Here is a 19642-nt window from a genome sequence, read left to right as displayed (position 1 = left end):
CCGACGCAGCCTGAACCAGACACTTCTACAGGAGTAGTGCCAATGGAATTCGCACACAGCCAGCGCAGCCTCGAGCTGCAGGAGAACATGTGGGAGTTCATGCGCGAGCATGTCTTCCCGGCCGAGCCCGTGTGGAAGGAATACCTGCGCGAGCACGGCGACAACGCCTACCCGCCCGTCATGGAGGACCTCAAGGCCGAGGCCCGCCGGCGGGGGTTGTGGAACCTCTTCCTGCCCGAGTGGTCGGGGATCTCCAACCTCGAGTTCGCCGCCGTCTCCGAGATCACCGGCTGGTCGCCGGTCATCGCCCCCGAGGCCATCAACTCGCAGGCCCCGGACACCGGGAACATGGAGACCTTCCACCTGTTCGGCACCGACGAGCAGAAAGCCACCTACCTCGAGCCGCTCAAGGCCGGCACCATGCGCTCGGCGTACGTCATGACCGAGCCGGACGTGGCCTCCTCCGATGCCACCAACGTGCAGACCGTCATCCGCCGCGAGGGCGACGAGTACGTGATCAACGGCCGCAAGTGGTGGATCACCGGCGTGGCCGATACGCGCTGCGAGATCCTCATCGTCATGGGCAAGACCGACCCGGAGGCGGACACCCACCGCCAGCAGTCGATGGTGCTCGTGCCGCGGGACACCCCGGGCCTGACCATCGAGCGCAACCTGCCGCTGTTCGGTTACCAGGACCAGCACGGCCACTGCGAGCTGGTGTTCAAGGACGTCCGCGTGCCGGTCGAGAATCTACTGGGTGAGGAGGGCGCCGGGTTCGCCATCGCCCAGGCCCGTCTCGGGCCGGGCCGTATCCACCACGCGATGCGGGCGATCGGCATGGCCGAGCGGGCGCTGGCCCTGATGGTGGACCGTGCCAAGTCGCGTCACGCGTTCGGCGGATATCTGTCCGAGCAGGGTGTGGTGCAGGAGCACATCGCCAATTCGCGCATCGAGATCGACCAGGCGCGCCTGCAGGTGCAGCACTGCGCCTGGATGATTGACACCGTGGGCGCCAAGGACGCGCGCTTCGAGATCTCCGCCATCAAGGTGATCGCCCCGCAGGTCGCCTGCGCGGTGATCGACCGGGCGATCGAGATCTTCGGTGGTGCCGGGGTCTCGGACGACACGCCGCTCGCGTACTTCTATGCGTGGGCGCGGGCGCTGCGGATCGTCGACGGCCCGGACGCCGTGCATCGCCGCACCATCGCGCGCGGTGAGCTGCGCAGGACCCCGCCGTACATCGGCTGAGAACAGCCCACCGCCGGAACACGGCCACTACTAGGATGTCCCACTAACGGGCCGCGGCCCGTGCCGGGGCCATTTCGGACAAGGAGAACACCATATGGGTGCAGTGATTGTGGAGGCCGTGCGCAGTGCGGTCGGTAAGCGTAAGGGCGGTCTGGCGGGCGTTCATCCCGCCGACCTGTCGGGCACGGTGCTGAGCGGGCTCGTCGAGCGCGCGGGCCTGGACCCGGCCGCGGTCGAGGACGTCATCTGGGGTTGTGTCACCCAGGCCGGTGAGCAGGCCGGCGACATCGCCCGGACCGCTGCTCTGTCGGCCGGCTGGCCGGAGACGGTCAACGGTGTGACGATCGACCGCCAGTGTGGTTCGTCGCAGCAGGCACTGAGCTTCGCCGTCGCGGTGATCGAGTCGGGCTACCAGGACGTCGTGGTCGCCGGTGGCGTCGAGTCGATGACCCGCGTCCCGATGGGTTCGCACGTCTCGGCCGAGTCGTTCCCGTACGGCGAGAAGTTCATGACCCGCTACAACGGCATCGCCCCCAACCAGGGCGTCGGTGCTGAGATGATCGCCGAGCGCTGGGGCTTCTCGCGCACCCAGCTCGACGAGTTCGCGGTGGCCTCGCACGAGAAGGCCGCCGCCGCGCAGGATGCCGGCTTCTTCGCCGGTCACATCGTCCCGGTCCAGACCCCTGACGGGATGTTCGACACCGACCAGGGCATCCGCCGCGGCAGCACCGTGGAGGGCCTGGCCGGGCTCAAGACCCCGTTCAAGGAGGACGGTGTCATCCACGCGGGCAACGCCTCGCAGATCTCGGACGGCGCCTCGGCCGTGCTGGTGATGAGCGAGGAGGCCGCCGCCAAGTACGGGTGCACGCCCATCGCCCGGGTGCACACCGCGACGCTGGCGGGCGATGACCCGGTCATCATGCTGACCGCTCCGATCCCGGCCACTGCAAAGGCCCTGCAGAAATCGGGTCTGTCGATTGACGACATCGGGGTGTTCGAGGTCAACGAGGCGTTCGCCTCCGTGCCCATGGCGTGGCTCGCCGAGACCGGCGCCGACCCGGCCAAGCTCAACCCCAACGGCGGCGCGATCGCGCTCGGTCACCCGCTCGGTGGCTCGGGCGGCCGCCTGATGTCCGACATGATCGCGCATATGCGTAACCAGGGCATCAAGTACGGCCTGCAGACGATGTGTGAGGGCGGCGGCCAGGCCAACGCCACCATCATCGAGCTGCTCTGAGCCTCGCTGCACGAGCCGGCAGCATCACACTTCGACCCCGGTCGCCCGTCTAGGGCGGCCGGGGTCGCGGCGTCAGACGCCGACGTTCGGTGCCGGCGTTCGGTGCCACCCCTCATCGAGAAGTGGATTCGGCCCACATAGCTCGAGTGACTTTGTGCCGAACCCTCTGCCGGATGAGCTTGTGCCGTGGCCAGGCGGCGGCCAGGCGGCGGGAACGCGGTAGGAATGCGGTGGGGGCGCGAGTACATCGACGGAGGCGTCTGGGGGCCCACGCGCAGGCGCGGGAGCGGATGCCGGGTGCTCCCTGGCGGTGTCAACAGCATCGGCTCAGCCGCCGGTGAGGACCACCGCGCGGCCGAGGATCTCGCCGCGGTCCAGCGCCTCGTAGGTGGCGGGCGCCTCGTCGAGGCCCACGCGCCGTGAGATGACGCCGCTCAGGTCTAGCTTGCCCGCCGCGAGCATGCGAATGAGGTCGGGAATATCGCGCCGGGCGCGGGCCCCGTAGGAGCCCTTGATCTGGATCTTGCGTCGGACGATGCGGGCGAGGTCCACGTCGAGAGTGGTTCCCGCGGGAGGGATGCCGACGACGACGGCGCGGCCGCCCTCCCGGGTGATGTCCACGGCCAGAGTGGTGGTGCGCGCCGAGCCCAGGGCCTCGAACGCCACGTCGACCCCGCGGCCGCCGGTGATCTCCGCGATCGCCTCGGCGGCATCGGTGTGGGACGAATTGATGGTGTGTGTCGCGCCCATACGACGGGCGAGAGCCAGCTTGTCGTCGTTGACATCGATCGCGACGACCGCCTCGGCGCCACTGGCGGCCGACAGTTGCACGATGTTCTGTCCGACCCCTCCCACGGCGATCACCGCCACCGACTCACCGGTCCGCACCTCACCCACGTTGCGAACCGCACCGTAGGCGGTGAACAGCGAGCACCCCAGAATCGCGGTGTCGGTGAGGTTGAGCTCGTCCGGCAGGCGGAACACGCTCGTGGCGGGGGTGACGCTGTACTCGGCCATCCCGCCCATCGAGTACATCGACAGCGGCTCGCCGGAGGGGCGGTGCAGGCGGGTCTCGCCGTCGTACAGCGTGCCGCGCAGGCGGTTGTACGCGAAGAACGTCGAGCACAGGTCCTCCATGCCGCGCGCGCAGTTCTCGCAGGTCCCGCACGGCATGATGAACGAGCCCACCACCCGGTCGCCCGGTCCGACGTTGGTCACCCCGGCGCCGACCTCGGCCACGATGCCGGAGATCTCATGGCCCAGTACGCCCGGCAGTGGGAAGCCGACCTCGCCCTTCATCACGTGCAGGTCCGTGTGGCAGACCCCGCAGGCGTGGTTGTGGACCAGCACCTCGCCCGCGCGGGGGGAGGGAATGGGGATGTCTTCGATCACCAGCTGTGATCCGGTCTCGACACACACGGCGGCCTTCATGCGTGCGACCCTACTCAGTTGCCGCGGAGCTGTCGGTGGATCACAAACGATGATAATAGTTGCTGGCGTACATTCGGGCCGCGGCGAATCGGTCTCGAGTAGGACGAACGGGCGGAGGGCACGATGGAGGTGGGGGCCGAGGACTTCGCGGACATCCTCGCGGCGACGCGGGACTTCATCCGGACGGAACTGGTCCCACGCGAGCAGGAGTTCGCCGACGCCGATGCGATCGACGAGGCCACCCGGGCCGCTCTGGCCGACATGGGACTGTTCGGCTATGCGATCCCGCAGCAGTGGGGTGGGCTGGGGCTGGACCTGCGGCAGGACGTGGAACTAGCGATGGAGTTCGGCTACACCAGTCTGGCCGTCCGGTCGCAGTTCGGGACCAACAACGGCATCGCCGGACAGGTGCTGGTCGACTTCGGCACCGACGAGCAGAAGCGTCAGTGGCTCGGCCGGATCGCCTCCGGCGAGGTGATCGCGTCCTTCGCCCTGACCGAGGACGGCGCCGGATCCAACCCCGCGGGGTTGGCGACCAGGGCGGTCCGGGACGGCGACGACTGGGTGATCGACGGGACCAAGAGATTCATCACCAACGCCCCCTCGGCCGGGCTGTTCGTGGTGTTCGCCCGCACGCGGCCCGCTGACGCGGCAGGCACGGGGATCGCCGTGTTCCTCGTCCCCGCGGACGCGCCGGGCGTCTCTGTGGGCCCGAAGGACGTCAAGATGGGCCAGGAGGGCGCCTGGACCGCCGAGGTCGCGTTCCGGGGTGTGCGGGTGCCGGACTCCGCTGTGGTCGGTGGCGACGTGGACGCCGGCTACCGCGCGGCCATGACCTCGCTCGCCCGCGGCCGGGTCCATATCGCCGCCGTCGCCGTGGGCTCCGCGCAGCGCGTTCTGGACGAATCCGTCGCCTACGCCGCCGAGACCACCCAGGGCGGCCGGCCGATCGGCGAATTCCAGCTGGTCCAGGCCATGCTCGCGGAGATGCAAACCGGCGTCATGGCCGGGCGGGCGCTGGTCCGCGACGCAGCCGACAAATGGGTGACCGAGGAGGATCGCCGGATCGCGCCGTCCGTGGCGAAGCTCTACTGCACCGAGATGGCCGGCACGGTCGCCGATCTCGGTGTCCAGGTCCACGGCGGGACCGGCTACATGCGCGGCGTGGCCGTCGAACGGATCTACCGCGACATCAGGTTGCTGCGCCTCTACGAGGGAACGAGCGAGATCCAGAAGCTCATCATCGGCGGTGGTCTGGTCCGCGCTGCGGCCAGAGCAGCGGGGCCCCGATGAGCGCGGGGGACAGCGGCGGGCGTAGAACTGCCGATGGGCGCGGTTCCGGCGCTCGGGGAACACGCAGAGGCGATCCTGGCGGAGCCGGGATGCGACGGGGAGAGGGGACATGACGGGACTTCTCGAGGGCAGGACCGCGGTGGTCACGGGCGGCGCCCGGGGGATCGGTCTGGAGATCGCGCGCACGTTCATCGACGCGGGCGCGCGAGTGGTGATCGGCGATATCGACGACGACGCCGGCGCCGCGGCCGTCGCCGAGCTAGGTGGTGACGGCGTGGCCCGCTACATTCGTTGCGATGTCCGCGACGGGGCCGCGGTCGAGGCGACGATCGACGCCGCGGAGGACGCGTTCGGCCCCCTCGGGGTCTTCGTCAACAACGCCGGTGTCACCCGGGACGCGACGATGCGCAAGATGACCGAGGAGCAGTTCGACGACATCATCGCGATCCACCTCAAGGGCAGCTGGAACGGCACACGCGCCGCCGCCGGCCGCATGCGGACCCATGGGGGCGGTGCGATCGTCAACATCTCGTCGATCTCCGGCAAGGTCGGACTGGTCGGCCAGACCAACTACTCCGCCGCCAAGGCCGGGATCGTGGGGCTGACCAAGGCCGCGGCCAAGGAGGTCGCGTTCGCCGGCGTTCGGGTCAACGCCGTTCAACCCGGGCTCATCCGGACCGCCATGACGCTGGCGATGCCCGAGCACATCTGGGACGAGAAGATGAAGGAGATTCCGATGGGCCGCGCCGCCGAGCCGTCGGAGGTGGCCCGGGTGGTGCTGTTCCTGGCAAGTGACATGTCCAGCTACATGACCGGCACGGTCCTCGAGGTCACGGGCGGCCGGCACATCTGAGGCCGACCCCGCCGGCTCAGCTGTAACGTCATCGCGGCACAACTCGTCGCACGAGGAGGACTGGAATGACCACAGCACCACGGGTGTTCGAGGGAATCGCGGGAATCGAGGCCGCGATAGGGGAGCACGTCGGCTACAGCTCCTGGATGGAAGTGACGCAGGAGAGGGTGGACGCCTTCGCCGATGCCACCGGTGATCACCAGTGGATCCACGTCGACCCGGTCCGCGCGGCCGAGGGCCCCTACGGCGCGACCATCGCGCACGGCTATCTCACCCTGTCGTTGGTGCCGCTGCTCGGCGCAGAGGTCATGGAGATCCGGGGCTTCGGGATGATGATCAACTACGGGCTCGACAAGGTCCGCTTTCCCGCTGCCGTGCCCGTCGGGTCCCGGATCCGGGCCGGCATCGAACTCACCTCGTTGCAGCGCAAGTCCTCCGGCGTCCAGCTCAACAGCCTCGTCACCGTCGAGATCGACGGCTCTGACCGCCCCGCGCTCGTCGCCGAGACCGTCCGGCTGATGGTCGAGTGACGGCGGCGGACCGGCAGGAGTGCGGAGTTCACCTCAACTTAACTACAGGGATGTGATTCAGGCGTAGCGTCAGGCCCAACGGTCGGTGGGGAAGCCGACCGTCGGGAGGTCCCAGCCGATGATCGTCGAACGCGATCGGGAGGGGGCCGGCACCCGGCCCCGTCACCACCCGGTGACCTGGCCCGACCGGTCCATCCCGAACCGCCTGCGGGTGCCGCGGGTCAGGAGCGCGCCGTGACCGACACCGTACGTACCTACGTCCTCGACACCTCGGTTCTGCTGTCCGATCCGTGGGCCGTCACCCGCTTCGCCGAGCACCACGTGGTGCTGCCCATCGCGGTGATCGGGGAACTCGAGGCCAAGCGTCACCACCCCGAGCTGGGCTACTACGCCCGCGAGGCGCTACGTCTGCTGGAGGACCTGCGGCTGCGCAACGGTCGACTCGACGGCGACCTCATCGTCACCGATCAGGGCGGGACGTTGCGGGTGGAGCTCAACCACACCGACCAGTCCGTCCTGCCCTCGGGCTTCCGCAACACCGGAAACGACTCCCGCATCCTGGCGTGCGCGCTCAACCTGCGGGCCGAGGGTGCCGAGACCGTCCTGGTGTCCAAGGACATCCCGCTGCGCGTCAAGGCCGGGTCCGTGGGGCTGCCGGCGGATGAGTACCACGCCCAGGACGTCGTGCTCACCGGCTACCGCGGCGTCGACGATCTGCCCGCCACCCAGGAGCTCGTCGACGGATTGTTCGCCGAGGGACGGGTGAGCCCCCTGGCGGCCCGCGCCGCCGGACTCGACGCCGCCACGCCCGTGCACTGCGGCGTACGCGTGCAGACCGAATCCTCGTCGGCACTGGCCCGGGTGACCGACGACGGTGGGCTCCGGCTCGTCCGCGGCGACGTCGAGGTATTCGGCCTGCGCGGGCGCTCCGCAGAGCAGCGCATCGCGATCGACTGCCTGTTGGACGAGTCGATCGGGATCGTGTCCCTCGGCGGTCGCGCGGGCACGGGCAAGTCGGCACTCGCCCTGTGCGCCGGACTGGAGTCGGTCCTTGAGCGGCGCCGGCACCGCAAGATCGTCGTGTTCCGGCCCCTCTACGCGGTCGGCGGTCAGGAACTCGGCTACCTGCCAGGCAGCGAGTCGGAGAAGATGTCACCCTGGTCGCAGGCCGTGTTCGACACGCTCGAGGGCCTGGTCAGCGAGAACGTCATCGACGAGGTCATGGACCGCGACATCCTCGAGGTGCTTCCCCTGACCCATATCCGCGGGCGGAGTCTGCACGATTCGTTCGTGATCGTCGACGAGGCGCAGTCACTCGAGCGCAACGTCCTGCTCACCGTGCTGTCCCGCCTCGGTAGCGGGTCCCGGGTCGTGCTCACCCACGACGTCGCCCAGCGCGACAACCTGCGTGTCGGCAGGCATGACGGGATCCAGGCGGTGGTCGAGAAGCTGAAGGGGCACCCGCTGTTCGCCCACGTCACGCTGAGCCGGTCGGAGAGGTCGGCGATCGCCGAGCTCGTCACCACGATGCTCGAGGAGTTCCACCCCGACGGCACCCCGGGGGAGCTGCGGCGCATCCGCGCGGCCTGACCCACGTGTCAGCACCCCCACCCGGCCGGGAGAGAGGGCCGGGCAGGGGGGCTGACAGCCGGAGGCCGTCGTCTCAGCGCTTGCGGTCGAGCCCGGTCATCCCCAGCACGTCGAGCCGACGGTCGAGTTCCTCCTCGCTCAACGGATCCGGCACGAAACCGAGCGCGAAGACGGCCTCGCGGATCGTCATCCCCTCGGCGAGGGCGTGCTTGGCCACACGTGCGGCCTCCTCGTAGCCGATCGCGGAGTTGAGCGGCGTGACGATCGACGGCGAGGATTCGGCAAGCCGGCGCATCCGGTCGGCATCCGGCTCGATCCCGTCGATGCACCGCTGCGCGAACAACTCGGACGAGGTCGACAGGATCCGCACGGACTCGAGAACATTGCGGGCCATCAGCGGGATGGCGGTGTTGAGCTCGAATGCTCCGCTGGCACCGGCCCAGGCGACCGCGGCGTCGTTGCCCACCACCTGTGCGGCGACCTGCGCGACCGTCTCACACAGGACCGGGTTGACCTTGCCCGGCATGATGGAGGACCCGGGCTGCAGGTCGGGGAGATGCACCTCGGACAGGCCGGTCATGGGGCCGGAGCCCATCCATCGGATGTCGTTCGCGATCTTGGTCAGCGACACCGCGACGGTGCGGAGTGCGCCCGACAGCTCGACCAGCCCGTCGCGGGCGGACTGCGCCTCGAAGGGGTCCACGGCCAACCGCAGCTCCTCCAGCCCGGTGAGGGAGCGCAGCTCCTCGACGACCGCCGAACCGAAGCCGTCGGGGGCGTTGAGTCCGGTGCCGGCCGCGGTGCCGCCGATCGGCAACTCGCCCACGCGGGGCAGTGTCGCGCAGACCCGCTCGATCCCGGCCCGGATCTGACGGGCATACCCGCCGAACTCCTGGCCCAGCGTCACCGGGACCGCGTCCATGAGATGGGTGCGGCCGGCCTTGACGACCTCGCGCCACTGCTCCGACTTGGCCTCGAAGGACTCGGCCAGCACGGTCAGCGCCGGGATGAGATCGCCGATCACGACCTCGGTCGCCGCGACATGGGTTGCCGTGGGAAACGTGTCGTTCGACGACTGCGACATGTTCACGTCGTCGTTCGGATGGACCGTCACGCCCGCGTCGGCGCACAGTGAGGCGATGACCTCGTTGGTGTTCATGTTGGAACTGGTGCCCGAGCCGGTCTGGAACACATCCACCGGGAAGTGCTCGTCCACCTCGCCCTCGGCGATACGGTCGGCGGCCGCCACGATCGCATCGACCTTGGCCCGGTCGAGCAGACCGAGTTGGCCGTTGACGGCCGCGCACGCGGACTTGAGCAGACCGAGCGCACGGATCTGGGCGCGCTCCAGGCCCCGGCCCGAGACGGGGAAGTTCTCCACGGCGCGCTGGGTCTGCGCCCGCCACAATGCGTCGACGGGCACCCGCACCTCGCCCATCGTGTCGTGTTCGATTCGGAATCCACTCTGATCGGCCATGTTCGCCAGAGTAGGCGCGCCCGACGCTCTCCGCAGGGGAGCGGGCGTGGAACCGCCGCGATGCCGTGGCCCGACCCCGGCTACCGGATGCCGCCGGGGCCGGCCCAGTGTGGTGGGTCAGGCGTCCTGGCCGTAGTCGACGGCCGAGAACTCGCGGAGCTTCTCCATCTTGTGGCGGCCCTCGACGTGGCGGACCGTGCCCGACTTGGAGCGCATGACGAGAGAGCGGGTGATGGCGCCGTTGGCGCGGTAGCTGACGCCGCGCACCATGTCGCCGTTGGTGATGCCGGTGGCGGCGAAGAAGCAGTTGTCGCCCTTGACCAGGTCGTCGGTGGTGAGGATCGCGTCGACATCCAGACCGGCGTCGACGGCCTTCTGACGCTCGGCGTCGTCCTGGGGCCACAGCTGGCCCTGGATCTCGCCGCCCATGCACTTCATGGCGCAGGCCACGATGATGCCCTCGGGGGTACCGCCGACGCCCATGAGCATGTCGACCGAGCTGCCGTCGGTGGCGGTGGCGACCGCACCGGCGACGTCACCATCCATGATCAGACGGACCTTGGCGCCGGCGGCGCGGATCTCGGCGATCAGCTCCGCGTGGCGGGGGCGGTCCAGGACGCAGACCGTCAGGTCGCCCACATCGATGTTCTTGGCCTCGGCGACCGAGCGGATGTTCCACTCCGTGGACTCGGCCAGGTCGATATTGCCGACGGCCTCGGGGCCCACGGCGATCTTGCGCATGTAGAACACGGCCGACGGATCGAACATCGCGCCGCGCTCGGCCACCGCGATCACGGCGATCGAGTTGGGGCGCCCCTCTGCCATGAGGCGCGTGCCGTCGATCGGGTCCACGGCCACGTCGACGGCGGGCCCGGAGCCGGTGCCGACCCGCTCGCCGTTGTAGAGCATGGGCGCCTCGTCTTTCTCGCCCTCGCCGATCACCACGACGCCGTCCATCTCGACCGTCGAGATGAGCTCGCGCATCGCGTCGACCGCGGCGCCGTCGCCACCGTTCTTGTCACCCCGCCCGACCCAGCGGCCGGCCGCCAGCGCGGCGGCCTCGGTCACGCGGACCAACTCCATGGCGAGATTTCGATCAGGGCGCTTGGCGTCAGACATGTATCGTCGGGCTCCTCGGATTGGCTCCGCGCGCGGGCGATGACGGGCGCGGCTCGGCTGTGGTGGTCGACACTCATTGTTCCACGTCGGGGGCAGTGCCGTAGACCGACCGTCGGTCGCGCCGCGGCGAGGTGGGATACTGGCGGTCGTGGCCGAGGCGAAACCGAGAATCCTGCAGGGCAACCGCGACATGTTCTGGTCGGTGGTGGTGCTCATGGTGATCGTCGGCGTCTTCGCCGGCGTCGCCGGACAATGCGCCTTCTCGCCGTCCGGGCCGGAGCAGGGCCCGATCCGCGAGTTCGACGCCGCGGCGTCGCTCGCCGAGGACGCCCGCACCCTCGACTTCCCGATCCGTTCGCCCGAGGTCCCCGAGGGATGGACGTCGAACTCCGGTCGCGTCCAGTCGCTGGGCGGATTCACCTCCAGCCACGTCGGCTGGGTGACGGGGGAGCGCAGTTACATCGAGCTCGTCCAGACCGACGCGCCGGAGGACGTGGTCCGGATGGTCGACGGCGAGCCGCGTCCGAGCCGCACCATGGTGCCGATCTCGGGCCGCGAGTGGTCCGTCTACAACGGGGACGACGTGCGTCCTGTCTGGGTGCTCGACACCGGAGACACGCGGGTCGCCGTGACCGGCTCCGCGCCGAACTCCGATTTCGAGACAATGGCCACCGCGGTGCAGGACTCCGAGCCGCTGCCGACCGGCTAGGGCGCCTCCTCGCCCAGAACCGCGTCGATGCGCTTGCGCGCGCCGTCCAGGTGCTCGGTGCACCGCGCGGCGAGCTCCTCGCCCCGCTCCCACAGCGCCAGCGACGAGTCGAGATCCTGTCCGCCGGCCTCGAGGATCCGCACCACCTCGATCAGTTCGTCGCGGGCCTTCTCGTATCCGAGTTCGGAGACGGGGATCTGTTCGTCGGACATCAGGACTGCTCCTCGGAGGTGGGGGAGGTGGGCGAGGTGGGGTCGGGATCCGGCGCCCGGGTGGGGCGGCCGGCGGCCGGGGTGGCGCCGAGCACCGCGGCGGAGAGTGCGCCGTCGGCGACCCGGATGCGCAACTGCGAGCCGGGCGGGGCGTCGGCGATGGACGAGACCACGCGGCCGTCGTTCGGGCCCGCCACGGACTGCACGACGGCGTAACCCCTGGCGAGGGTGGCCGCCGGTCCCAGGGTGGTCAATCGAGCTGACAGGTGGCCCAGCGACGTGGACTCCGAGTCGATGATGCGGGTGATGTCGCGGCGGGCGGCGCGTAGTGCCTCGGCCACGATCTCGGCCCGCGAGTCCACGAGTCCGTGCGGGTTGGCCATGCAGGGGCGGGAGCGCACGGCGGTGAGCTGGTGCTGCTCGCGGTCCACCCAGGCGCGCAGGGCCCGCGCGGTACGGGCGCGCGCCTCGGCGATGCGGCGCCGCTCCTCGACCACGTCGGGGACGACCCGCTTGGCCGCGTCGGTGGGCGTGGCGGCGCGCAGGTCGGCCACCAGGTCGGACAGGGGGGAGTCCGGCTCGTGGCCGATCGCGCTGACCACCGGCGTGCGGCACGTGGAGATGGCACGGATCAGCGCCTCGTCGGAGAACGGCAGGAGGTCCTCGACGGAGCCGCCGCCGCGCGCGAGGATGATGACGTCGACGACGGGGTCGGCATCGAGCTCCGCCAGCGCGTCAAGGATCTGGGGCACCGCCGAGACGCCCTGGACGGCGGTGTTACGGACCGCGAACCGGACGTCGGGCCAGCGACCCCGGGCCACCTCCACGACATCGCGCTCGGCGGCACTCGCGCGCCCGGTGATCAGACCCACGCAGGCGGGCAGGAACGGCAGCGGGCGCTTCAGGCGCGGATCGAACAGACCCTCGGCGGACAGGGCCTGCTTGAGCCGCTCGATCCGGGCGAGCAACTCGCCCACGCCGACCGGACGGATCTCCGAGACCTGCAACGAGAGGGAGCCGCGACCGGTGTAGAAGCGCGGGGTGCCGCGGATCACGACCCGGCTGCCCTCGGTGACCGGCACCGGCGCCTCGGAGATGAGGCGAGGCGGGCAGGTGAGGGTCAACGAGTTGTCGACCGACGGGTCCCGGAGCGTCAGGAACGTGGTGCGTGTGCCCGGGCGCAGACTCAACTGGGTGATCTGGCCCTCGACCCAGACCGCACCGAGCCGGTGGATCCACGCGGCGATCTGGTCGGAGACGACCCGCACCGGCCACGGTTGTTCCGGGCTGCTCTTGGCCCCGGGTGCCGAGCCGCTCACGGGTGCCGGGGGGAGACGCGGCCGGACGGGACGTCGGCGCCGCCCCCATCCGCCTCGCCGGCCGCCGGATCGTCGGTCACGAGGTCCTCGTCGAACGTCGCCCACTCGGGCTGGTCGGTGCGCGCGGGGAACACCGCCGCGAGCACCCGGTCACCCTTGACCGCGAAATCGGTGAGTCGCTGACCTGCGTGGAGGTACGACTGGACGAGGGAGCCGGCGAGCTTGACCGGGACGCCGGGAATCGTGGACACCGCGTCCGCCGCACGACCTGGCAGCGCCACGACACCCTCCACCGCGGTGGCGGCGAGGCCGATCGTGGCACGGGTGAGGAACAGGGGGCGGAGCATGCGAACCTTCCTGCCGGGGGAGGCCCGGAGACGTAATGGTCGAAATCCAGTATGAACCGTACCCTGGGGTCATGACCGAGCAGACCGACATGATCGCCGAACCGGCAACCAAGCGAGTGCTTCTCGCGGAACCGCGTGGCTACTGTGCCGGTGTCGACCGGGCCGTCGAGACCGTGGAGAAGGCACTGGAGAAGCACGGTGCCCCGCTGTACATGCGCAAGGAGATCGTCCACAACAAGTACGTGGTGGAGCAGTTCACCGACCGTGGCGTGATCTTCGTCGACGAGACCGATGAGGTCCCCCGCGGAGCCAACCTCGTGTTCTCCGCACACGGCGTTTCCCCCGCCGTCCGCGACAGCGCCAAGAGCCTCGAGCTCCGCACATTCGATGCGACCTGCCCGTTGGTGACCAAGGTGCACACCGAGGTCAAGCGCTTCGCCCGTGAGGGCTACCAGATCCTCCTCGTGGGCCACGAGGGGCACGAGGAGGTCGAGGGCACCGCGGGTGAGGCACCCGACGTGGTGACCCTGGTCGACGGACCCGATTCCGTGGACGCCCTGGACGTGCCGGTCGACACGGAGAAGCTCATCTGGCTCTCCCAGACCACGCTGAGCGTGGACGAGACCATGGAGACTGTGCGTCGCCTCAAGGCGAAGTACCCCACGCTCATCGATCCGCCGTCGGACGACATCTGTTATGCCACGCAGAACCGGCAGAGCGCGGTCAAGGCGATGGCCCCCGACTGTGACCTGGTGATCGTGGTGGGGTCGACGAACTCCTCCAACTCGGTTCGACTCGTCGAGGTGGCCCTCCAGGCCGGCGCGCGCGACGCACACCTGGTGGACTACGCCAAGGAGATCGACCTGTCGTGGCTCGAGGGAGTGACGACCGTGGGTGTCACCTCAGGCGCCTCGGTGCCCGAGATCCTCGTGCGCGGCGTGGTGGACCTGCTCGCCGAGCACGGTTACAACGACGTCGACACCGTACGTACCGCGCAGGAGACGATCACGTTCGCGCTGCCGCGCGAGCTCCGGATCACCGAGAAGAACAAGGCCTGATCGGGTTCTTCCCGCGGCGGCCGATCGGCCCCTCCAACACGACGCGCCCCGGGCGCGCCCGGCCTCAGCGGCGGGCGTGTGCCGGGGCGCTCCGCTGGGGACGCGCGACGGGTCGCGAGTTCCGTGGCTCCAGGACGTAGGCGCGGATCAGCGCGAGCGCGATCACCACGACGGTGGTGGTGATCATCAGGGGAAACCGGGTGGCCAGGGGCAGGCTGATCGAGATGATCTGGGTGCGGGAGAACAGCCCCGAGCCCCCGCCCACGCCGGCGATCACGTAGACCAGCGGCACCAGGACCGCCATCACGATCGGCGGCTGCACGCCGGCGACGAACAGCGAACGGCGCGAGACCATCAGCACCGCGAGGACGCAGCCGAGGAAGAACAAGACGGTGAACGCCGCACCGAGCTCACCGGAGAGCGAATCGATCGCCACCCCGGTCAGCGAGATGGCCACCGTCAGCAGGACCGCAGTCCATGCGGGCAGTCCACGCATCGAGGACACGACAGACCTCTCGTCCGCCGGCACCCGTCCACTTCTGCGTCTACTCACGGGACAAGACTCTAACCCTCGAGCCTGCGAGCGAGGAATCGACCGAAGCGGCGCAGGGGGTTCGGCTTCTGCTCCGCGGGCGACGGGCGGTTGCCGGTCACGGCGTCCGGATCGACCGGGCCGGGCTCGGGGAGCTCACCCTGTGTCGGCACCAGATCGTCGCCGCCGGGAGCGGTGGCGGCGTTGTCGTCGTCGTCCCCGACACTCTCGCCGGTACCCGTGGCGACGCGCCCGCCCGCGGTTCCCGTCGCGGCGATGTGGGGCTTCTCGTCGATCATCCCGGCCATGATCGCGCTGCTGCTCTTGCGCAGGGGAGCGAATCGCGAGCTGGACATCTCGCCGAGCCACGCCGTGAGCCGGCCCTCATCCGTCGCGGAGGCCAGATCCGATGCCGTGACATCGCCGGTGCGCAGGTCGATCTGCTCGCCGAGGTACCTCAGGATCACCGCGACCACCGCCAGCACGGGCACGGCGAGGAACGCGCCGATGATGCCGAACAGGGTGCTACCCGCCGCGACGCCCAGCAGGACCACGACCGGGTGCAGGTTCATGGCGCGGGACTGCAGGATCGGCTGGAGCACGTTGCCCTCCAGCTGCTGCACCGCGATGATCACGACGAGCACGATGATCGCGGTGGTGAAGCCGTTGGCCACCAGCGCGATGAGCACCGCCAGCGCGCCCGCCGTGAACGCACCCACGATGGGGATGAAGCCGGCGATGAACGTGATGACCGCCAGGGCCCACGCCAGCGGCACGCCGAGGATCACCAGCGCGAGTCCGATGAGCGCCGCGTCGACGAACGAGACGATCGCCTGGGTACGTATGTACCCGCCCAGGGTGTTCCAGCTGCGGGTGAGCACCTCGGTGAGGTGACGGCCCGCGTTGCGGCCCGCGACCCGGCGCACCATCGGCAGGAAGCGCGGCCCGTCCTTGATGAAGAAGAATGTGAGGACCAGGACCAGGACGACGGTGACGACGAGCGAGCCGACGGCGCTGACGCCGGTGAACACGCCGTTGGCGATCTGGTCACCGCGGTCCTGGAGGGTGGTGCTGAGCTGGTTGAGGACCCCGTCGAGCTGCTCGTCCCGGATATTGAGCGGCGGCCCGCGCAGCCAGTCCTGCACCGTGCCGATCGCCTCCGACGTCTGGTCGGCCAGCTGGACGCTCTGCTCGACGATCGACGGCGCGATGAGGGCGATCACTCCGGCGACGACGCCCAGCGATCCGAGGATCGAGATGAGCGCGGCGAGGGACTTGGGGACGTGGTGTCTCGTCATCCAGCCCGTCGGCGGCCACAGCACGGTGGCGACGATGAGCGCCAGCAGGATCGGCAGAATGCCGACCCACAGGGCGCCGCCGACCCGGGACAGCAGCCAACCGGCCACCAGGACGATGGCCAGGCGCAGTGCCCAGTCCGTGAGCCAGCGGCCCCCGATCCCGAGTAGTACTGAACGGTCGACATGCTGGTCGTCGGAGTCCTGCGTGGGCGGACGTACCGGCTCGTCACTCATGGGGTTCATGATGTCAGAGGGAGCGGCGGTGTGCTGCCGGACACCGGCGTGGGTGGCGAGGCGGGCCGGCAGGGGAGTGGGACGTAGACTCGGGTCCCGTGAGCCTCACCCTCGGAATCGTCGGACTGCCCAACGTCGGGAAGTCGACCCTGTTCAATGCCCTGACGAACAACGACGTGCTCGCGGCGAACTACCCGTTCGCCACGATCGAGCCCAACGTCGGAGTCGTGGACCTACCGGACCCGCGGCTGAACCGCCTGGCCGAGATCTTCGGCTCGGAGCGGATCCTGCCGGCCGTGGTGTCGTTCGTGGACATCGCCGGCATCGTCAAGGGCGCGAGCACCGGTGAGGGGATGGGCAACAAGTTCCTCGCCAACATCCGTGAGGCCGACGCCATCTGCCAGGTGGTACGGGTGTTCGACGACCCGGACGTCATCCACGTCGACGGCAAGGTCGACCCGATGTCCGACATCGAGGTGATCGCCACCGAGCTGATCCTCGCGGACCTCGAGACGGTCGAGAAGGCCATCCCGCGCCTGGAGAAGGACTCCCGCAAGGACAAGTCACTCGCGCCTGTCCTCGACGAGGTCCGCAAGGCGCAGGCCGTGCTCGAGGACGGCCGGACCCTGTTCAAGGCGCAGGACGAGATCGACCGCGGACTGCTGCGCGATCTGCACCTCATGACCGCGAAGCCGTTCCTCTACGTGTTCAACGCCGACGAGTCGGTGCTGACCAGCGACGAGCGCAAGGCCGAACTGACCGCCGCCGTGGCGCCGGCCGACGCTGTGTTCCTCGACGCAAAGGTCGAGGCCGAGCTGCTCGAGCTCGACGAGGACGACGCCATGGAGCTCCTCGAGTCGATCGGCCAGACCGAGCCCGGCCTCGCCGCGCTCGCCCGCGCCGGGTTCCACACCCTCGGTCTGCAGACTTACCTCACCGCCGGCCCCAAGGAGTCGCGCGCCTGGACCATCCGCAAGGGCGACACCGCGCCCAAGGCGGCCGGCGTGATCCACACCGACTTCGAGAAGGGCTTCATCAAGGCCGAGATCGTGTCGTTCTCTGACCTTGACACGGCTGGGTCAATGGCGGCTGCCAAGGCCGCCGGCAAGGTGCGCATGGAGGGCAAGGACTACGTGATGGTCGACGGCGACGTGGTGGAGTTCCGGTTTAACGTCTAGCGTTAATGACGGCACCCGTTATAGACTGGTCCCGTGATCAGATCGTTCGGCAACAAGGACGCTGAGCGCATCTGGCATGAGCAGTACGTCAAGCGCGTAGACCGGGCTGTACAGCGGGCGACCTTGCGGAAACTCGAGTTGATCCATGCGGCGAAGGATGTCGAGGATCTCCGGATCCCACCGGGCAACCGCCTGGAGCGGCTGGTCGGTGACCGCCGCGGGCAGCACAGTATCCGCGTGAACGCGCAATGGCGTCTCTGCTTCGTCTGGAGAGATGGAGGTGCGGACAATGTCGAACTCGTCGACTACCACTGAGGCCGACCTGATCGAGCCGATTCACCCGGGAGAGATCCTGATGGAGGACTTCATCGAGGGCTTCGGGATCACGCAGAACAAGCTCGCTGTGTCGATCGGTGTACCGCCGCGTCGGATCAACGAGATCGTGCATGGCAAGCGGGGCATCACCGCCGACACAGCGATCCGCCTGGCACGGTACTTCGGTACGTCCGAGGAGTTCTGGATGAACCTGCAGTCGAACTATGAACTGCGGCTCGAGCGTCGAGTGCTGGGCGACAAGGTCGTTGCGATCACGCCGTTGAAGGTCGCATGACCTCTGGGGAGACCGGCTCCGGGAGCTCTCGTCTAATCATCATTCGCGGGAACTCGGGCAGCGGGAAGTCGCATTTGGCGGAGGCGATCCGAGCTGCGCGACCGCGCGGCGTGGCGATCATCGGCCATGACGTGCTTCGGCGAGAGATCCTCCATGTTCGCGACCATCCGGGTGCGTTGAGCGTGCCGTATATCGATCTGTCGGCGCGGTTCGCGCTCGACAACGGTCTCGACGTCGTGATCGAGGGCATCCTGCATTCCGAGAGCTATGGCGAGATGCTCGCTCAGCTGCGAAAAGATCATGCTGGTCTGACTCGCTGCTACTGCTATGAACTCGACCTCGACGAGACGCTCGAACGGCATCGAACGAAGGCATTGGCCGCGGAGGTGTCGGAGGCCGATGTCGCGTCCTGGTACCGCAGCAACGACCGGGTCGCCGCCCTGGATGAGTCAGTATTCGATGCCACGGTGAGCGTCGCTGACGCCCTGCAGCAGGTCCTCGCGGACGCGGGATGGAGCGAGACGCTCGACATCAGTTCATGACTGACCCTCGTGATGTCTATCGCTGACATGGTGCGTTCGAGCCGAACTCCATCAGCGATTGCTCTGTACCGGCATGCGGTGGAGTTCCGCTTCAACGTGTGAGTCGGGCGGTCACCGAGCATGCATGCCGACGTTGATCACATTGCCTGACGCGTCGCGGTAGAAGAACCGGGCGACGCCCCATTTTTCTGTCGTGAGCGGGTGCACGATCTCGAGACCTGCCGCCACGGTGCGGTCGTACGCGGTCTGAACGTCGTCCACGAATACGGAGACGTCGGGGTTCTCGGGAGCTGTGTCATCGGCGGTGATCAAGCTCAGCTGATGGCCTGCAGAGTCAGCCAGCGTGACGATCCACCCGTGGTCCATGACGACTTCGAGCCCGAGGGCCGTGACGTGTTCATTGACGGCCCGCCCGAGGTCCGTGACCGTCAGATCGGGAACGATGCGTTCGATGTTCATGACAGCACCATCGCCCTCCGCGATTCGCCGCGCAAGGAAATGGTGCATACCGGGGCTCGGTGGGATGCCGGTTTAATATGCAGCAACCGTGGCACGCGTGCATCGAGGGGGAGGACGAGCCCGGCCTCAGGGAGGGGACGACACGGCTGATCTGCGCTGGCAGCACTCCGAGATCGCTGCGCGGTGGCTGGCCATGACGCGCGATGTGAAACCTCGTGGCGCATGGTGTGGCCGGGTGATCGACGCACTGTGTGGCCCACCCGAGTCGTTCCCGCTGACCCAGATCATCGCCCATGACCTGACGTTCTCGGCGCATCGGCCCGACAAGTCTCACGCTGGATGTTGGCGTAGGCCAGCATAGACATC

Annotated in this window: 21 protein-coding genes; 12 read left to right on the top strand and 9 right to left on the bottom strand. The window is 68.9% G+C overall.

Features of this window, described 5'->3' with window-relative positions; genetic code table 11:
* Positions 1-42 precede the first annotated feature (42 nt).
* Positions 43-1248 (top strand): acyl-CoA dehydrogenase family protein, encoded by a 1206-nt coding sequence (locus K3888_RS12665; protein WP_230930634.1) that lies wholly within the window; start codon positions 43-45, stop codon positions 1246-1248.
* Between the two features lie 94 nt (positions 1249-1342).
* On the top strand, positions 1343-2485 hold the full coding sequence (locus K3888_RS12660; protein ID WP_230930633.1) for a thiolase family protein: 1143 nt from the start codon (positions 1343-1345) through the stop codon (positions 2483-2485).
* Positions 2486-2812: 327 nt separating this feature from the next.
* Here the strand turns inward: K3888_RS12660 and K3888_RS12655 are convergent, their stop codons facing one another.
* Positions 2813-3916, bottom strand: coding sequence for a zinc-binding dehydrogenase (locus K3888_RS12655; RefSeq protein ID WP_230930632.1), 1104 nt, complete (start codon positions 3914-3916; stop codon positions 2813-2815).
* A gap of 123 nt (positions 3917-4039) precedes the next feature.
* Here K3888_RS12655 and K3888_RS12650 point away from each other — a divergent pair, with 123 nt between their 5' ends.
* The 4 genes from K3888_RS12650 (at position 4040) to phoH2 (ending at position 8182) form a co-directional block, all read left to right on the top strand.
* Positions 4040-5209: an acyl-CoA dehydrogenase family protein gene (locus K3888_RS12650; RefSeq protein WP_230930631.1), complete on the top strand. Its 1170-nt coding sequence runs from the start codon at positions 4040-4042 to the stop codon at positions 5207-5209.
* Between the two features lie 109 nt (positions 5210-5318).
* Positions 5319-6062, top strand: coding sequence for a 3-oxoacyl-ACP reductase FabG (fabG, locus tag K3888_RS12645; RefSeq protein ID WP_230930630.1), 744 nt, complete (start codon positions 5319-5321; stop codon positions 6060-6062).
* 65 nt (positions 6063-6127) lie between these two features.
* Complete coding sequence (locus K3888_RS12640) at positions 6128-6592, top strand: MaoC family dehydratase (protein WP_230930629.1); 465 nt, start codon at positions 6128-6130, stop codon at positions 6590-6592.
* Positions 6593-6826: 234 nt separating this feature from the next.
* Positions 6827-8182, top strand: a complete 1356-nt coding sequence (phoH2, locus tag K3888_RS12635; RefSeq protein ID WP_230930628.1) for an RNA 5'-3' helicase PhoH2 — start codon at positions 6827-6829, stop codon at positions 8180-8182.
* Positions 8183-8255: 73 nt separating this feature from the next.
* Here phoH2 and K3888_RS12630 read toward each other — a convergent pair whose 3' ends face one another.
* Positions 8256-9659 (bottom strand): class II fumarate hydratase, encoded by a 1404-nt coding sequence (locus tag K3888_RS12630; RefSeq protein WP_230930627.1) that lies wholly within the window; start codon positions 9657-9659, stop codon positions 8256-8258.
* Positions 9660-9776: 117 nt separating this feature from the next.
* Positions 9777-10778, bottom strand: a complete 1002-nt coding sequence (gene glpX / locus K3888_RS12625; RefSeq protein ID WP_230930626.1) for a class II fructose-bisphosphatase — start codon at positions 10776-10778, stop codon at positions 9777-9779.
* A gap of 148 nt (positions 10779-10926) precedes the next feature.
* Here glpX and K3888_RS12620 point away from each other — a divergent pair, with 148 nt between their 5' ends.
* Positions 10927-11487: a DUF4245 domain-containing protein gene (locus K3888_RS12620; protein WP_230930625.1), complete on the top strand. Its 561-nt coding sequence runs from the start codon at positions 10927-10929 to the stop codon at positions 11485-11487.
* Here the strand turns inward: K3888_RS12620 and K3888_RS12615 are convergent.
* Genes K3888_RS12615 through K3888_RS12605 form a run of 3 tightly spaced genes read right to left on the bottom strand, consistent with a single transcriptional unit; the run spans position 11484 to position 13365 of the window.
* Complete coding sequence (locus K3888_RS12615) at positions 11484-11699, bottom strand: exodeoxyribonuclease VII small subunit (protein ID WP_230930624.1); 216 nt, start codon at positions 11697-11699, stop codon at positions 11484-11486. The two genes, K3888_RS12620 and K3888_RS12615, sit on opposite strands and share 4 nt — an antisense overlap.
* The gene (xseA, locus tag K3888_RS12610) at positions 11699-13018 is read right to left on the bottom strand and encodes an exodeoxyribonuclease VII large subunit (RefSeq protein ID WP_230930623.1); all 1320 of its coding nucleotides are present in this window, start codon (positions 13016-13018) and stop codon (positions 11699-11701) included. The genes K3888_RS12615 and xseA overlap by 1 nt, the downstream gene beginning before the upstream one ends.
* Positions 13015-13365 (bottom strand): hypothetical protein, encoded by a 351-nt coding sequence (locus K3888_RS12605; RefSeq protein WP_230930622.1) that lies wholly within the window; start codon positions 13363-13365, stop codon positions 13015-13017. The genes xseA and K3888_RS12605 overlap by 4 nt, the downstream gene beginning before the upstream one ends.
* Positions 13366-13436: 71 nt before the next feature.
* Here K3888_RS12605 and K3888_RS12600 point away from each other — a divergent pair, with 71 nt between their 5' ends.
* Positions 13437-14423, top strand: a complete 987-nt coding sequence (locus tag K3888_RS12600) for a 4-hydroxy-3-methylbut-2-enyl diphosphate reductase (RefSeq protein ID WP_230930621.1) — start codon at positions 13437-13439, stop codon at positions 14421-14423.
* Positions 14424-14487: 64 nt separating this feature from the next.
* Here the strand turns inward: K3888_RS12600 and K3888_RS12595 are convergent, their stop codons facing one another.
* A complete protein-coding gene (locus K3888_RS12595; protein ID WP_230930620.1) occupies positions 14488-14976 on the bottom strand; it encodes a DUF6542 domain-containing protein in 489 nt (162 codons plus the stop codon).
* 11 nt (positions 14977-14987) lie between these two features.
* The gene (locus K3888_RS12590) at positions 14988-16487 is read right to left on the bottom strand and encodes an AI-2E family transporter (protein ID WP_230930619.1); all 1500 of its coding nucleotides are present in this window, start codon (positions 16485-16487) and stop codon (positions 14988-14990) included.
* Positions 16488-16585: 98 nt separating this feature from the next.
* Here K3888_RS12590 and ychF point away from each other — a divergent pair, with 98 nt between their 5' ends.
* From ychF to K3888_RS12570, 4 genes are read left to right on the top strand one after another with little or no spacing between them, the layout of a single operon-like run.
* Positions 16586-17665 (top strand): redox-regulated ATPase YchF, encoded by a 1080-nt coding sequence (gene ychF / locus K3888_RS12585; protein WP_230930618.1) that lies wholly within the window; start codon positions 16586-16588, stop codon positions 17663-17665.
* A gap of 33 nt (positions 17666-17698) precedes the next feature.
* Complete coding sequence (locus K3888_RS12580) at positions 17699-17980, top strand: type II toxin-antitoxin system RelE/ParE family toxin (RefSeq protein ID WP_295650924.1); 282 nt, start codon at positions 17699-17701, stop codon at positions 17978-17980.
* On the top strand, positions 17955-18275 hold the full coding sequence (locus K3888_RS12575) for a HigA family addiction module antitoxin (protein ID WP_230930617.1): 321 nt from the start codon (positions 17955-17957) through the stop codon (positions 18273-18275). Before K3888_RS12580 ends, K3888_RS12575 begins: the two co-directional genes overlap by 26 nt.
* Positions 18272-18817, top strand: coding sequence for an AAA family ATPase (locus K3888_RS12570; protein ID WP_372459573.1), 546 nt, complete (start codon positions 18272-18274; stop codon positions 18815-18817). Before K3888_RS12575 ends, K3888_RS12570 begins: the two co-directional genes overlap by 4 nt.
* Positions 18818-18928: 111 nt before the next feature.
* On the opposite strand, the gene K3888_RS12565 is transcribed toward K3888_RS12570, so the two are convergent.
* Positions 18929-19276: a VOC family protein gene (locus K3888_RS12565; RefSeq protein WP_230930615.1), complete on the bottom strand. Its 348-nt coding sequence runs from the start codon at positions 19274-19276 to the stop codon at positions 18929-18931.
* Positions 19277-19642 lie beyond the last annotated feature (366 nt).

Origin of the sequence: Dietzia aurantiaca (assembly GCF_021033825.1) — a bacterium.
Taxonomy (GTDB): domain Bacteria; phylum Actinomycetota; class Actinomycetes; order Mycobacteriales; family Mycobacteriaceae; genus Dietzia; species Dietzia aurantiaca.
This window is presented reverse-complemented; position numbering and strand designations above follow the sequence as displayed.

Bases quoted from the DNA above. Each gene is read 5' to 3' on its own strand.
- K3888_RS12575 (WP_230930617.1), top strand. From the start codon at position 17,955: ATGTCGAACTCGTCGACTACCACTGAGGCCGACCTGATCGAGCCGATT.
- K3888_RS12660 (WP_230930633.1), top strand. From the start codon at position 1,343: ATGGGTGCAGTGATTGTGGAGGCCGTGCGCAGTGCGGTCGGTAAGCGT.
- K3888_RS12570 (WP_372459573.1), top strand. From the start codon at position 18,272: ATGACCTCTGGGGAGACCGGCTCCGGGAGCTCTCGTCTAATCATCATT.
- K3888_RS12630 (WP_230930627.1), bottom strand. From the start codon at position 9,659: ATGGCCGATCAGAGTGGATTCCGAATCGAACACGACACGATGGGCGAG.
- K3888_RS12565 (WP_230930615.1), bottom strand. From the start codon at position 19,276: ATGAACATCGAACGCATCGTTCCCGATCTGACGGTCACGGACCTCGGG.
- K3888_RS12590 (WP_230930619.1), bottom strand. From the start codon at position 16,487: ATGAGTGACGAGCCGGTACGTCCGCCCACGCAGGACTCCGACGACCAG.
- K3888_RS12605 (WP_230930622.1), bottom strand. From the start codon at position 13,365: ATGCTCCGCCCCCTGTTCCTCACCCGTGCCACGATCGGCCTCGCCGCC.
- K3888_RS12615 (WP_230930624.1), bottom strand. From the start codon at position 11,699: ATGTCCGACGAACAGATCCCCGTCTCCGAACTCGGATACGAGAAGGCC.
- fabG (WP_230930630.1), top strand. From the start codon at position 5,319: ATGACGGGACTTCTCGAGGGCAGGACCGCGGTGGTCACGGGCGGCGCC.
- K3888_RS12655 (WP_230930632.1), bottom strand. From the start codon at position 3,916: ATGAAGGCCGCCGTGTGTGTCGAGACCGGATCACAGCTGGTGATCGAA.
- K3888_RS12640 (WP_230930629.1), top strand. From the start codon at position 6,128: ATGACCACAGCACCACGGGTGTTCGAGGGAATCGCGGGAATCGAGGCC.
- glpX (WP_230930626.1), bottom strand. From the start codon at position 10,778: ATGTCTGACGCCAAGCGCCCTGATCGAAATCTCGCCATGGAGTTGGTC.
- K3888_RS12650 (WP_230930631.1), top strand. From the start codon at position 4,040: ATGGAGGTGGGGGCCGAGGACTTCGCGGACATCCTCGCGGCGACGCGG.
- K3888_RS12600 (WP_230930621.1), top strand. From the start codon at position 13,437: ATGACCGAGCAGACCGACATGATCGCCGAACCGGCAACCAAGCGAGTG.
- K3888_RS12665 (WP_230930634.1), top strand. From the start codon at position 43: ATGGAATTCGCACACAGCCAGCGCAGCCTCGAGCTGCAGGAGAACATG.